Origin of the sequence: Microcystis sp. M015S2, from assembly GCF_020245945.1 — a bacterium.
In the GTDB taxonomy this organism is placed as follows: domain Bacteria; phylum Cyanobacteriota; class Cyanobacteriia; order Cyanobacteriales; family Microcystaceae; genus Microcystis.
Genome location: NZ_JADBTX010000105.1, coordinates 17538 through 31005, shown reverse-complemented (window position 1 = coordinate 31005; position 13468 = coordinate 17538). Strand labels below are relative to the sequence as shown.

Annotated in this window: 12 protein-coding genes and 1 pseudogene; 6 read left to right on the top strand and 7 right to left on the bottom strand. The window is 44.7% G+C overall.

The annotated features are described in order from the left end of the window. Positions 1–139: 139 nt before the first annotated feature. From IM473_RS18255 to IM473_RS18240, 4 genes and pseudogenes are all read right to left on the bottom strand, one after another. Positions 140–478 (bottom strand): annotated as a pseudogene (locus IM473_RS18255) (MGH1-like glycoside hydrolase domain-containing protein); the annotation flags it as partial. 439 nt (positions 479–917) lie between these two features. Next, positions 918–1943 (bottom strand): phosphoribosylformylglycinamidine cyclo-ligase, encoded by a 1026-nt coding sequence (gene purM, locus IM473_RS18250; RefSeq protein ID WP_287660146.1) that lies wholly within the window; start codon positions 1941–1943, stop codon positions 918–920. 104 nt (positions 1944–2047) lie between these two features. Next, a complete protein-coding gene (radC, locus tag IM473_RS18245) occupies positions 2048–2779 on the bottom strand; it encodes a RadC family protein (protein WP_002732646.1) in 732 nt (243 codons plus the stop codon). A 93-nt stretch (positions 2780–2872) separates the two neighbouring features. Further along, a complete protein-coding gene (locus tag IM473_RS18240) occupies positions 2873–4060 on the bottom strand; it encodes an aspartate aminotransferase (protein ID WP_287660145.1) in 1188 nt (395 codons plus the stop codon). 255 nt (positions 4061–4315) lie between these two features. Here IM473_RS18240 and IM473_RS18235 point away from each other — a divergent pair, with 255 nt between their 5' ends. The 4 genes from IM473_RS18235 to IM473_RS18220 all read left to right on the top strand — a co-directional run bounded on the left by IM473_RS18235 (position 4316) and on the right by IM473_RS18220 (position 9323). Then, complete coding sequence (locus IM473_RS18235; protein ID WP_287660144.1) at positions 4316–5602, top strand: FAD-binding oxidoreductase; 1287 nt, start codon at positions 4316–4318, stop codon at positions 5600–5602. A gap of 9 nt (positions 5603–5611) precedes the next feature. Beyond that, a complete protein-coding gene (locus IM473_RS18230; protein WP_287660143.1) occupies positions 5612–6967 on the top strand; it encodes a (Fe-S)-binding protein in 1356 nt (451 codons plus the stop codon). A 141-nt stretch (positions 6968–7108) separates the two neighbouring features. Continuing rightward, entirely contained in the window at positions 7109–8407 is a 1299-nt protein-coding gene (locus IM473_RS18225; protein WP_287660142.1) for a homoserine dehydrogenase, read from the top strand. 19 nt (positions 8408–8426) lie between these two features. After that, entirely contained in the window at positions 8427–9323 is an 897-nt protein-coding gene (locus tag IM473_RS18220) for a M23 family metallopeptidase (RefSeq protein ID WP_287660141.1), read from the top strand. A 178-nt stretch (positions 9324–9501) separates the two neighbouring features. On the opposite strand, the gene IM473_RS18215 is transcribed toward IM473_RS18220, so the two are convergent. From IM473_RS18215 to IM473_RS18205, 3 genes are all read right to left on the bottom strand, one after another. Further along, complete coding sequence (locus tag IM473_RS18215) at positions 9502–10656, bottom strand: pyridoxal-phosphate-dependent aminotransferase family protein (protein ID WP_287660140.1); 1155 nt, start codon at positions 10654–10656, stop codon at positions 9502–9504. Positions 10657–10946: 290 nt separating this feature from the next. Beyond that, a complete protein-coding gene (gene trpC, locus IM473_RS18210; RefSeq protein ID WP_287660139.1) occupies positions 10947–11837 on the bottom strand; it encodes an indole-3-glycerol phosphate synthase TrpC in 891 nt (296 codons plus the stop codon). Positions 11838–11976: 139 nt separating this feature from the next. Continuing rightward, positions 11977–12189, bottom strand: coding sequence for a hypothetical protein (locus tag IM473_RS18205; RefSeq protein ID WP_287660138.1), 213 nt, complete (start codon positions 12187–12189; stop codon positions 11977–11979). 299 nt (positions 12190–12488) lie between these two features. On the opposite strand from IM473_RS18205, the gene IM473_RS18200 reads away from it, so the two are divergent. Both IM473_RS18200 and IM473_RS18195 read left to right on the top strand, forming a co-directional pair. Continuing rightward, complete coding sequence (locus IM473_RS18200) at positions 12489–13160, top strand: hypothetical protein (RefSeq protein WP_287660137.1); 672 nt, start codon at positions 12489–12491, stop codon at positions 13158–13160. Positions 13161–13162: 2 nt separating this feature from the next. Next, positions 13163–13453: a DUF3288 family protein gene (locus tag IM473_RS18195; RefSeq protein ID WP_287660136.1), complete on the top strand. Its 291-nt coding sequence runs from the start codon at positions 13163–13165 to the stop codon at positions 13451–13453. The last annotated feature ends 15 nt before the right edge of the window (positions 13454–13468 follow it).

Genomic DNA, 13468 nt, shown 5'->3' with positions numbered 1-13468 from the left:
TAACGAAAGAATTAGGGATAGGAGCGAGCTTACTAGGAATTATTATTAATAAGTGAGAGATGGTGCGGCGAACTTTTTCGAGCCAAAACCATGAAAAGCTTATGATCTATGGATTTCATCTTTCTTGTCCCCCTGTCAGATTCCAAAGAGAAATAGCAAAACAAAGATGCTGACGCTCATCAGAAATTCCCAATATTCCATCTTCTCCCCAACGGTAGGCACGAGAACGGGCATGATCATGAGTAAAATATTTCCAAGCACTACCATCCTGACTATAATCTTCTCGGACAGTTGCCCATTGGCGATCGCTTAAATAGGGACCCCATTTTTTCCAAGGGATATTTTGTTCACGGACTTCTTGCAAGCGTTTGTATTCTTCAGTTTGTTTCCGAGCTTCTTGCAAGCGTTTGTATTCTTCAGTTTGTTTCCGAGCTTCTGCGAAGGAATTGTCTTTTTGGGTATCTTGAATTGTAAACATGACTTTTCTCCTTTATCTTCTTTTGTCCTGTACTTAGCTTTTTGCAGTCCTTATATTTTTTGTCCTGTACTTAGGTACTTGGTATGGTGGACTTGTTGAACCAAGAATCCCTCCCATGAGCGCTTCGGGGAGCATCAAATAACCAACTGCCTTTAAATCGCGAAGCTCCAGTCACCAGCACCTTTTCCCCAGACCACTGGTCTCCTAATAGTTGGGGGATAGGCGTTCCTTGCATGGCTATAACCTCTTTTTCTCTGAAAAAGTGCCTTATGAGGCTCTGACCTAATTCTATCGAGAAGCAGACTAGGTATAACTACTTAAGTAAAAAAACTTAATATAACTTCGGTTGGGGATAGGCCGAAACTCTGCTGCTATCCCAGCCAGTCAACCTGATTTTTTGGGGGAATTGATGGCAAAATCTTCTTAGCTTCAACTAACTTTAATCAAGCCCAACAATCTCCCCCTTACCGGCAATCACTTCGCCGATTTCGTAGGCATTAATCCCAGAGGATTGTAGTTGATTAATAGTCGATTGCGCCAGATCTGATGGGACAATAATCACAAAACCGATACCCATATTAAAAGTATTAAACATGGCTTCGGCATTAACCGATCCCATCTGGGCTAACCAGTGAAAAATCGGCAAAACTGGCCAACTTTCGGGATAAATCTGCACGGAATGCCCTTTACCTAAGCAGCGGGGCAAATTTTCCGGGATGCCACCCCCAGTAATGTGGGCCATGGCGTGAATATCTAACCCAGAGCGCAGCAGTTCTAGCACAGGTTTGACATAAAGTCTAGTGGGAGTTAACAAAACTTCACCTAAGCTAGAGCCAGCCAAAATTGCGGGGCAATCTTGCCAATTTAAGCCCTGGGTGTCGATAATCTTACGAACAAGACTAAAACCGTTACTGTGAACCCCACTACTGGCTAAACCGATAGCCACATCGCCGATTTGCACCTTACTGCCGTCGAGTAATTGACTTTTTTCGACAATACCGACGCAAAAACCGGCTAAATCGTACTCTCCTGCCCCATAAAACCCCGGCATCTCCGCCGTTTCCCCTCCCAAAAGAGTACAACCACTATCACGACAGGCACTAGCGATTCCCGATACCACCGCCGCTAACTGTGACGCTTCCAGTTTACCGGTGGCGAGATAATCTAAGAAAAATAAAGGTTCGGCCCCGGAGGTTAAGACATCGTTGACGCACATAGCCACGAGGTCAATTCCCACCGTATCATGGCGATTGAGACTATGGGCAATTTTCAGCTTGGTTCCCACACCATCAGTTCCCGATACTAACACGGGTTGCTGATAACCGGAAGGTAACTGAAAATAGCCGCCAAAACCGCCTAAACCGCCGATAACTTCGGGACGGAAGGTACTTTCCACATTTTGGCGAATTTTCTCGACGAAAGCGCGTCCCGCTTCCACATCCACGCCCGCTTCTTTATAATCCATGCCCAATTGACCGATTGTATCTCTCAAATTTTACCCGGATTTCGAGCGCATTCGCTCCCTTTTCCAGCTAAACCTAACCACAATTTTTGATTTTTACAAGAGGTCTAATCCTCTTGAGGATATTTTTCCCAAAGATCTGTGATTTGGCGAAGACTTTGGAAGTTGCCATTACCGAGGATCAAATGATCTAGGAGAGGAATGGCTAGATAGGTAGCCCCCTGTAATAATTGTTCTGTGAGTAAAATATCGTCTTGACTAGGCACAAGTGACCCGGTGGGGTGATTATGGGCGATAATTAACTTAGTAGCTGATTGTTTCACTACTTCTCGAAAGATTTCTCGCGGATGTACCAGTGTTTCCGTGGCTGTGCCGATAGTAATCACTTTTAGTGCGATTAACTGATTTTTGACATCGAGTAAAATAACGGCGAAACGTTCCTGAGACTGATACATTAGTTCGTGGCCAAGGATAGCGGCAGCGGTATCGGGACTATCGATGACCATTTTTTCCGTCGGTCGTCGTTGAAAAGCTCGTTTTCCCAATTCGATCGCCGCTAGAATAGTAGTAGCCTTAGCCGGTCCAATGCCATGAATAGCGGTTAATTCTTGGGGCTGAATATCCCTCAAAACGTCCAAAGGATCCCGGCGATATTTACTCAATTCGTTGAGAATATGCTGTCCTAAACCCACCGCCGAGAGTTTCCCCTTACCTTGACCTGTAGCCAGTAAAATCGCTAATAATTCGGCGTTACTGAGGTTTTTCGCCCCGACGCTGATTAAACGTTCCCTTGGTCTTTCACTGACAGGAATATCGGCAATTCTTAAGCTGTAGGTCATGGGAGTGGCAGGCTACCGCGATAAAATTCCATCATACAATTTTAGCCAGTGCCTAGAGGGATTTTGCCGATAAATCAAGGGAAAAAATTCTCCTTACTGATAGCGAATTCCCGCATCTTCGAGGCGCTGTAAAGCTTCCCCTAATCGCGGGATATCGGCGATTAAACTGACGCGCACATAACCTTCCCCTCCCTCTCCAAAAGCATTACCCGGAGTGACAACAACACCAGTTTTTTGCAGGACGCTGAGGGCGAAATCCGTGGAAGTCATACCGACGCTACAGGGGACCCAGAGATACATTGTCGCCTTAGAGGGGGGAATATCCCAACCTAATTGCCCCAAACCTTTGATTAAAAAATCTCGTCGCTGCCGGTATCTTTCCTGTACTTGTTTGACGTATTCATCCGGCAGTTGTAGGGCGGTTTCGGCCGCTTTTTGGATGACGGAAAAGATGCCATAATCGAGATTAGTTTTCAGGGTGCGTAACCCTTGAATAATATCGGAATTGCCCACGACAAAACCGACGCGCCACCCGGCCATATTATAGGTTTTCGAGAGGGTATGAAATTCCACACTAATCTCTTTTGCCCCCGGAATTTCTAATAAACTGGTGGGCTGATAACCATCAAAACTCAATTCAGCATAACAGAGATCGTGGACGAGCATAATCTCATAGTGCTGGGCCCAAGCAACGATTTTTTCAAAAAACTCCCGGGGGGCAATGGCGGCGGTGGGGTTACTGGGATAGTTAAAATAGAGGATTTTCGCCTGTTTAGCCACATCTTCGGGGATAGAATCGATATCTATCAGCCAATCCTGTTCTGCTTTTAAAATGATCGGGTATAGCGTCGCCCCGGCAATCAAGGGACCGCGAAAATGGGCGGGATAGGCGGGACTGGGAACCAAGACCACATCGCCGGGGTTAACATAAGCTAAGGCCAGGTGAGATAGTCCCTCTTTGGAACCGAGCAGCGGTAAAGCTTCGTTATCGGGATTGAGTTGCACACCATAACAGCGATAATACCATTTAGCGATCGCTTCTCGGAAACTGGCGGTTCCTTCAAAGGGTGGATAACCGTGAAATTGGGGGGTTTCAAAAGCTTGAATGGCCGCTTCGATAACTGGACGCGGGGCAGCACCATCCGGGTTGCCCATGCCTAAATCGATTAAATCTAGTCCTTCTTTGCGGGCTAAGGCTTTTAATTCATCCAAGCGGGCGAAAACGTAGGGGGGTAAGGCACTTAATCGCTTGGCGCGGCTATTCGTCCAATTTACACTCATTACTTCTTGGCTTACTGATCGAGGTAATCTACCATTATGGCACGAGTGTATGGCTAATTTAGCAGTTAGTTATTAGCTGACTTCTTTCTGCTTCAGTATGACTGGAATTGCCCGACATCGGAGATGGGGAGCCAAACTAAGGTAATCTGATTAACAGAGGCCCAAAATTACTGATTAGCCCTAGCATTACCCCCATTCTTCGGGATTATCCCCCGGTAAGTCCTGACTCCTCACTCCTCAATTCTTTTGTCAAATATGACTGCGATCGCTGCCCAGATAACTTCTATTTTACCCCCCGACACGACGGTTATTACCTGGCCACAAGTGCCAAAAGAGGAACAAGAAAGACTATCAAGGGCAATTAGGGGCAAAAGTCCTGAAATTATAGTTTATCCCGCTAATACGGCTGCTTTAGCCTCTCTGGTGCGTTTTACCAACGAAAATCGTCTGTCTTTACTGGCCTACGGTCAAGGCAGTAAATTAGATTGGGGTGGGTTAGTCCAGTCACCCGATATTTTAGTCAGTACCCAAAATCTCAACCGGATTATTGACCATGCTAGGGGAGATTTAACTATAACCGTGCAAGCTGGGCTTAAAATAGCGGATTTACAGGCTTTTTTAGCTCCTAGCTCTCAATTTCTTTCTCTTGATCCCAGTTACGCCGATAATGCCACGATTGGCGGTATTATGGCCACGGCCGACGCGGGAACATGGCGGCAAAGATACGGTGGTGTCCGGGATTTGATCCTAGGATTCTCCTTTATCCGTCACGATGGCGAGATTGCTAAAGCTGGAGGGCGTGTGGTCAAGAATGTGGCGGGATACGACATGATGAAGCTATTTACGGGTTCCTACGGCACTTTAGGGATTATCGATCAGATTACCCTGCGACTGTATCCCGAAACTGCTAACTCAGAAACCCTGATAATTAGAGGAAATAGCGAAAATATTAGTAAATTAAGTCAAGTTATTCGGCAATCGTCTTTAACTCCCACCGTGGCTGAATGTTTAAACCTAGGGATGACGCAAGCATTAGGATTAGGGGAAAAAGTCGCTTTACTGCTGCGTTTTCAAAGTATTCCCGAAAGTATTAGCGAACAATCGCAACAGGTGAGTTATTTAGGACAACAGTTAGATTGTCAGACTAATTCTTATCGGGATGAGGAAGAAGTTTCTCTATGGCAAAGATACCGAAAAACAATCGATAATTATGACCAAGAGGGCAATTTTTTCGGCAAAATAGGATTATTACCCAGCAGTTTAGCTCTAGTTATCGACCAAATTAACGGACTAGCCTCGATTAATATTAGTAGCGGCGTGGGTAAAGTTATCTTAAAATCGGAGGAAAATCTTGACAAAATTCGCTCTTTATGCAGCGCCAATCAGGGTTATTTAACTGTGTTAACCGCACCTCTATCCCTAAAAGAAAAAATTGAACCTTGGGGTTATACAGGTAACGCGATTGCCATGATGAAAACCCTAAAAACTAAATTCGATCCTCACGGTATTTTTAGTCCTGAACGCTTTCTTAACAAAATCTAATTAAAAATCATGCAAACCTCCGAGAATTCCGTTAACTTTCAAGAATTAATCGACCAAAAAAATCAAGGATTTGACCCCAAAAATCCCCCTGCCCAAGAATTAATTGATAGTTGTGTTCACTGTGGTTTTTGTCTTTCTACCTGTCCCAGTTATCGAGTTATTGGCAAAGAAATGGACTCCCCCCGGGGTAGAATTTATCTGATGAATGCCATCAACAAAGGAGAAGCAGTTTTAGACGAAACCACTAGCCAACATTTTGATACTTGTTTAGGTTGTTTAGCCTGTGTTAGTACCTGTCCATCGGGAGTACAATACGATCAATTAATCTCCGCAGTTCGTCCGCAGGTGGAACGCAATCAACCCCGCAGTTTTAAAGATAAAATTATTCGTTTTCTGATTTTTAATCTCTTTCCCTATCCCGTCCGTCTCAAATTATTTTTACCTTTCCTCTGGTTATATCAAACCCTGGGATTACAAACCCTAGTCAGGAAATCGGGTATCTTAAAAATGCTCTTTCCCCGTCTAGCGGCCATGGAATCAATTCTCCCCAAAATTACCCTAAATTCTCTGTTTAAAAACTATCCCGATGTTATTCCTTCCCAAACGGAAAAACGCTATCGGGTAGGGGTGGTTTTAGGTTGTGTGCAGCGCCTCTTTTTCTCGCCGGTAAATGAAGCGACAGTGCGGGTTTTAACTGCCAATGGTTGTGAAGTGGTTATCCCAAAAACCCAGGGTTGTTGTGCCGCTTTACCCGCACACCAAGGACAGGAAAAACAAGCACAAAGTTTGGCCAGACAAATGATTGATAGTTTCGCAGCAAGCGAGGTTGATTATATTATTATCAATGCGGCGGGTTGTGGTCATACTCTCAAGGAATATCATCATATTTTAGCCGATGATCCTGAATATAAAGATAAGGCTAAGGAGTTTGTGGCTAAAGTACGCGATGCTCAAGAATTTTTGGCAGCAGTGGGATTAACTGCTGATTTATCCCCGATTACCGAGACAGAATTAACCCTAGTTTATCAAGATGCCTGTCATCTTTTACACGGACAAAAAATCTCGGTGCAACCACGGCAATTATTGCAAAAAATCCCCAATATTAACTTAAAAGAACCTATCGATGCGGCCTTATGTTGTGGCAGTGCCGGAGTTTATAATATGCTACAGCCAGATACTGCCGATGAATTAGGTCAGCAGAAAGTACGCAATTTATTAAATACTGGGGCTGCGGTGATTGCTTCTCCTAATCCGGGTTGTTCCCTACAAATTAAAAAACATCTACAATTACAGGGAAAAGATACACCCGTTATTCATCCTATCGAATTATTAGATTATGCGATTCGCGGGCTGAAAATTAGCTAACTCCCACCATTTGAGGTGTGTTAGTGGTGTCAGGGAAGCAAAAGAAAACCCCACAGACAAAGACCTTGTAATGATAAAATCGACAATGGCGACAGCTTGGCCATTAGTATTTTTTGCGTCGGACTAGCAGGAGATAAAAGCGTGACCTTTAAGATTGGTTTACTCGGTTTCGGGGTTGTGGGGACGGGAACAGCGAAAATCCTCCTCGATCCTTTTGGTCGTCATCCCGTACTCAAAGAGATTACCATTGGACGAGTGGGAGTTAGATCCCTAGATAAACCGAGAGAAATCGAGCTTTCTCCCCATCTTTTGACCACTGACCTAGAATCGATCGTTACTGACCCCGAAATTGATATTATTGTCGAATTATTGGGGGGTTTGGAACCGGCACGCTCTTTAATTCTCCAAGCAATCGCATCGGGAAAGCACGTTGTTACGGCAAATAAGGCGGTTATTGCCCGTTTTGGTGACGAAATCTACGCCAAGGCCAACGAAAAAGGGGTTTATGTCCTCCTAGAAGCGGCCGTGGGTGGTGGAATTCCCGTCATTAAACCCTTGAAACAATCCCTCGGCGCTAATCGTATCAGCAGCATTATGGGAATTGTCAACGGCACAACTAACTATATTCTCACGGAAATGAGCCAAAAAGGGGCAGATTTTAGCGAAGTGCTGGCCAAAGCTCAGGAATTAGGTTATGCAGAAGCGGATCCCACTGCGGACGTGGATGGATTCGACGCAGCCGATAAAATCGCTATTTTAGCCTCTCTGGGTTTTGGAGGTCGGGTAAAACGGGAAGATGTTTACTGTGAAGGTATCCGGCAAGTTAGCGCCGTCGATATCGCCTACGCTGATAGACTGGGATTTGTGATTAAATTATTAGCGATCGCAAAAGATACGGTTAAAGAGGATTCCGATACCCTAGAGCTGCGGGTTCATCCAACCCTAGTACCGAAAATCCATCCCCTCGCTAATGCTAACGGAGTCTATAACGCTATTCTGGTCGAGGGGGAACCCTTGGGACAAGTGATGTTTTATGGACCGGGTGCCGGTGGCGGACCGACGGCCAGTGCAGTAGTATCGGATGTGATGAATATCGTCGGAATTTTAAAAAGTAGTGGCAAAACCAAGGAACTTGACCCGCTTTTAAGCTGTGTTCACCAGCATTATTGTCAAATCGCCCCCATGGAGGATTTATCGACCCGTTTTTATGCTCGTTTTCTCTGTCGCGATGTGCCGGGGGTCATCGGTCATTTAGGTATGGCTTTCGGCGACCATGGGGTTAGTCTAGAATCCGTGGTACAAATTGGGATTAGGGGTGATTTAGCCGAAATTGTCGTTGTCACCCACGATGTACGCGAGGGCAATTTCCGCAATGCTTTAGTGGCAATAGAGTCTTTAGAAGCTATTGACAGTATTCCTAGTATTCTCCGGGTTTTGTAATTAAGAAATCGCTTTTTTTATGGTCATGGGTCGGAGAATCAGAAGTGAGAAAAGTTGGCTAAGTTTCATTAGCACAATTTTGTTTTTTTGTCTAGGTTTTTTGGGCTTAAATCAAAAATTAATTTTTGCCCAAGGGTCTGATAATGTTTGTCCCCTGCCGATTTTATCAAGGTTACAACGCCATAAAATCCGAGCGGGGGAAACGATCGCCTCCATCGCCGAAAAATACGCTCTCATCCCGGCAACGATAATTAAACTCAATCCGACTATTCTCAAAAATGGTGTGGCTCCCGTCGGTAAAGAAATCTTTATTCCCCCGATGAACGGCATTCGCATCGAAGCACCCAAGGGTTCCACTTGGCGCGATTTAGAAGCGGCCTATGGTATTCGTGCCGATATACTCTTTGAGCTTAACGGTTGTGGTCGCCGGCCGACAATAGTTTTTATCCCTGGCACCAATTGGTCCGCCGCCGGCAAGCGATCGGATTATACTGGATTAAGTTCTTATCCCTTACCCTTGGCCAGCACTGTCGGATTAGCCTACGGTTGGCAAAAAAGCCCCACGGAACCGAAAAATCTCTTTCATAGTGGTATTGATCTTCTCGCCTCAATTGGTACACCAGTTCTAGCAGCCGAAGATGGTCTAGTAATTTATGTGGGTCAGGAAGGGGCCTATGGTAATTTGGTAGTAATTAATCATTTAGGTCGCCGGCAGACCCGTTATGCCCATTTAAGCAGGGTTACAGTCAGAATTGACCAACGGGTACGAGCAGGAGACGTTATCGGTGCGGTTGGCACCACGGGACAACCGGATATTATTCCCCCCCATCTTCATTTTGAGGTGCGCTTAGATACTCCCGTCGGTTGGACAGCGCAGGATCCGGCTTTGCATTTGCCCCAAATCGGCCCGCGATGAAGTCATACTAAATCCTGTTTAAAAGGTGTAGGAGAGTGGGTGAGTGCCGAGCGGGGGAAACAATCCATAACCGGGTTTTTAAAGTTGGATTGGAAGTTAATCATACTATTTTGGTATAAAATATATTTTCCGGCAAAAATCCCCCTCTTTGGGGAGAAGGGGAAAAGCCAACCCAAGATTAACCCTGCACCATCACCGAGGCAGCCGCAGCCACACCGGCGCCGGGGGTGACACCTTCGACACCTAACTCGATTAAAGTCGCTTCAATGGCAGCGATAACCGTGAGGATATCCCTCTCACTGGCAAAACCTAAATGACCGATACGGAAGATTTTACCCTTGAGGTGATCCTGACCACCAGCCACAGCGATGTCGAACTTTTTATTGAGAGTCGAACGAATTTTTTCCGCATCCACCAGAGTGGGGGCCACGGCAGTAATCGCCGTGGAAGCGCAGTAATCCGCCGCGTAGAGGGGCAAATCCAGGGCCCGCATACCGGCCCGCGTCATCTTCGTTAAGCGTTGGTGACGGGCGAAAATTGCCGCTAATCCCTCCCTTCTCATCATTTGCAGAGAAGCTTGTAAACCGTACATCAGGTTAACTGGAGGGGTAAAGGGGGAACTATCCTCATCGGTGGCTTTTTTGTATTTGCCCAAATCTAGATAAAAACGGGGCAGTTTGGCGGTTTCGTAGGCTTTCCAAGCTTTTTGACTTACGGAAACAAAACCTAAACCGGGAGGAATCATATAACCTTTCTGGGAACCAGAACCGACCACATCTAAACCCCATTCATCGATGGGAATATGATAAGCTCCTAAACTGGTGACAGCATCGACGATGATTAAAGCTTCCCCGTGGTCTTTTACCGCTTTGTTAATGCTTTCCAAGTCATTGAGAACCCCGGTGGAAGTTTCCGAATGGGTGATAATTACCGCTTTGATGGCTTTTTCCTTGTCTTCGGTCAGTTTAGCAGTGAATGCCTCTGGATCTAGGGGTTTACCCCATTCTGCCTTAATGATATCCACATTTAAGCCGTAGGCTTTCGCCACTTTCGCCCAACGTTCCCCAAATTTACCATTATCCCCCACCAAAACTCGATCGCCGGGGCTGAGAAAATTAATAATTCCCGCTTCCATGGCACCGGTTCCCGAAGCAGTTAGCATTAAAACATCGCCACTGGTTTGATGCAACCATTTGAGATTTTCGGTTAATTCGGCGATTACCTTGCTAAAAGCACCCGTCCGATGACCGATAGGTGCTTTAGCCATAGCCAATAATACCGCTTCCGGCACTGGTGTGGGGCCGGGAATCATCAACATATTTTTATTTTCCATGGTTCGTCCTCTCTCGTTGGGCTATATTCAAAAAGATAAAAAACCAAATCTCGATCGCATCAATTCTGAGGGGATGATTTAAGATTCGGCAAACTCTGATTATATCCCGGCAGATAGCCTTGTCAGTTATCAGTGATCAGTAGTCGGGAATCAGGATTCAGGAGATAGGGTGATAGGGTTTTGGGGTGATAGGGTGATGAGACAGCTTCCCCATCTCCCCAATTCCCCACTTCATAATTCATAATTTATAATTCATAATTCCCTCTCCCCACTTCCCCACTTCCTAACTCCTATTCCCGATTTTCAAAGAGTTTTTGGATACCGCGGGCAGCATCGGGCAGTTTTACCAAAGATTCGCCAATTAGAACCGCATTTGCTCCCGCTTGCTTCACTTTCGCCAGATCTGTTGCTGTGTGTAATCCCGATTCGCTGACGATCAGAATACCTTTTTCTCGCACCTTTTCGCCCCTGGCTTCTAGTAATTGGCGAGTATTGTCTAAATCGACTGTAAATGTCTCTAAATTGCGGTTATTAATGCCGATTAGTTCGATTCCCTCAATGGCTAACACTCGATCGAATTCAGCCAGACTATGCACCTCTACCAAAGCTGTCATCCCTAAACCCTTGACAATTTTGACAAAATATGCTAGGTCTTGATCGCTTAAAATAGCGGCAATTAAAAGGACAGCATCGGCTCCTTTAGAGCGAGCGTAGTAGATTTGATAGGGATAAAGGATAAATTCCTTGCATAATAGGGGTAAAGATACCGCTTGCCGGACGAGGGTAAGATTTTCGTAACTACCTTGAAAAAACTTACTATCGGTTAAAACCGATAAACAAGTGGCCCCTCCCTGTTCATAGGTACGGGCGATCGCTACAGGATCAAAATCTTCGCGGATGACTCCCTTGCTAGGGGAAGCTTTTTTCACTTCGGCAATCAAAGCGGGTTGGGTTTTACCCTGGTTTAAGGCGGCTAAAAAGTCGCAAGGTGGCGCAGTATTGGCTATTTTTTGGCGTAATTCCAATAAAGGCAACCGTTCGCGCAATTTATCGACTTCTATCTCCTTATGCCAAACGATTTCTTCTAAAATATTTTGCGGTTGTGCCTCTGGCACTTTCACCACATAACTCAAACTCTCAACTTTAACGGCAGGATTGGGGTGTTTTCTTCGGATCTGCATTTTTTCACTGTCCAGAGTGTGAACAGTGATTAGTTTAACAGTGATTAGTTATCGGGAATTGAAATAGAGACGGGGAAAACCACGTCTCTACAGACATTTATCTAGACTTGTGTGGATATTCCCAGTCCTCACCGAAAGGCTATTGCATAGCTTCGATCGAACGTTCTAAAATCTTATCTTGGAGTTTTTCGTCTTCTTGACGATTTTCAGTTAATAAAACCCGCGCTTTTGCAGTTCCTGCCTCCCCTTCCCCTAAAAGCTCCTCTGTACGAGTTAAGACTTTTTCTTCGAGCATTCCTTCTGCTTGTCGTTCTTGGGTTAAATTAAGACGTGCTTTTTCTTCAATATTCATAAATTTATCCTTGCCACAGGTGCGATCAACTTCTACCTTTAGTCTGACACAAATTTAGTATTCCGTATCATTAACTACAGAAAAATTTAGAATCTTACCGGCGAAACTGAGATTTAGGTATTTGTTCTCATTCCTCAAATGGACAGGGATCGATCGACCTAAAGCTATAAAATAAAACCTATGGAACAATTCCCCAGCGTAATCAAGCTTGTATATCGGGCGAATAATTATCGATTACCCAAACCAACAGATTTCTGGACAGTATCCGACTCTATCGTAATATCCTATTTGCAGAGCTTATGACCAAAGGTAATTTAAACGATCTCATCCGTACAGAAGCTAATAAAGAGGTAGAATCCCAACCCTCTCCTTCTCCCAAACGTTCTAAGGAAACTAACGCCACCCTACAGGCAAAAATTAAGGACTTGACGGCAGAGTTAGAAAAAACCGAGAAAAATGGGCAAACTCTCCAAGAAAAAGTTATTTCTCTGGAAGAAGAACTTAAAGAACATCTGGAACTCTCTGTCAGTTTACAGCAGTTACAACAACAGACCGAGCAGTTAGAATCTGTCCTCTCGGAAAAAACCACTTTGGTGGCAAAATTATCGAGCCAATTAAGTCAATCCCAGACGGAATTAACCGAGAAAAAACAGTTAATTGAAAAACTATCGAGTCAATTAAGTCAATCCCAGACGGAATTAACCGAGAAAAAACAGTTAATTGAAAAATTATCGAGTCAATTAAGCAAGACAGAAACAGAACTGACTGATAAAAAACAGTTAATTGAAAAATTATATAATCAAATTAAAACCCTAGAAAATAGTCCCACCCCTGAACCGTCAGCAATTACCAAACCTGTGCCTAAGAAACCCAGTCTTTATAACTTTGAAATGGCAACTTTAGTCCGTTATATTGCCCCAACTCCTACCCCCACAGAGTTAACGGATTCCGATATCGGTTGGTTCGATTAATTATGGCTAGTAAAAACCAAGAACAACAACATCCACAGGAAAGACTTGATCGCCCGATTGTTGATCAGCTACTGCAATCAGAACCCAATGATTTAAACTTAGCTGAATGCGCTCGTTTACGCATACGTTATCAAAACTTTCCGGGGGCAAGAGAAATCCAAAGAGATTTAGATTTAATCCTAAAAAAATGGCAGTTAGATGAAGCGAGTTTATGGGCAAAAACTCGACAACTGCACAGTCATGGACAAGTGTATCAAATTCGCCAAACCGAGGAGCAACAGGATTGGAGTTAAATTGCAGCAGTTATC

Excerpts from the sequence above, each read along its gene's own strand:
- purM (WP_287660146.1), bottom strand. The coding sequence starts at position 1,943 with ATGGATTATAAAGAAGCGGGCGTGGATGTGGAAGCGGGACGCGCTTTC.
- radC (WP_002732646.1), bottom strand. The coding sequence starts at position 2,779 with ATGACCTACAGCTTAAGAATTGCCGATATTCCTGTCAGTGAAAGACCA.
- IM473_RS18215 (WP_287660140.1), bottom strand. The coding sequence starts at position 10,656 with ATGGAAAATAAAAATATGTTGATGATTCCCGGCCCCACACCAGTGCCG.
- IM473_RS18240 (WP_287660145.1), bottom strand. The coding sequence starts at position 4,060 with ATGAGTGTAAATTGGACGAATAGCCGCGCCAAGCGATTAAGTGCCTTA.
- IM473_RS18205 (WP_287660138.1), bottom strand. The coding sequence starts at position 12,189 with ATGAATATTGAAGAAAAAGCACGTCTTAATTTAACCCAAGAACGACAA.
- IM473_RS18200 (WP_287660137.1), top strand. The coding sequence starts at position 12,489 with ATGACCAAAGGTAATTTAAACGATCTCATCCGTACAGAAGCTAATAAA.
- IM473_RS18235 (WP_287660144.1), top strand. The coding sequence starts at position 4,316 with ATGACTGCGATCGCTGCCCAGATAACTTCTATTTTACCCCCCGACACG.
- IM473_RS18220 (WP_287660141.1), top strand. The coding sequence starts at position 8,427 with ATGGTCATGGGTCGGAGAATCAGAAGTGAGAAAAGTTGGCTAAGTTTC.
- IM473_RS18230 (WP_287660143.1), top strand. The coding sequence starts at position 5,612 with ATGCAAACCTCCGAGAATTCCGTTAACTTTCAAGAATTAATCGACCAA.
- IM473_RS18195 (WP_287660136.1), top strand. The coding sequence starts at position 13,163 with ATGGCTAGTAAAAACCAAGAACAACAACATCCACAGGAAAGACTTGAT.
- trpC (WP_287660139.1), bottom strand. The coding sequence starts at position 11,837 with ATGCAGATCCGAAGAAAACACCCCAATCCTGCCGTTAAAGTTGAGAGT.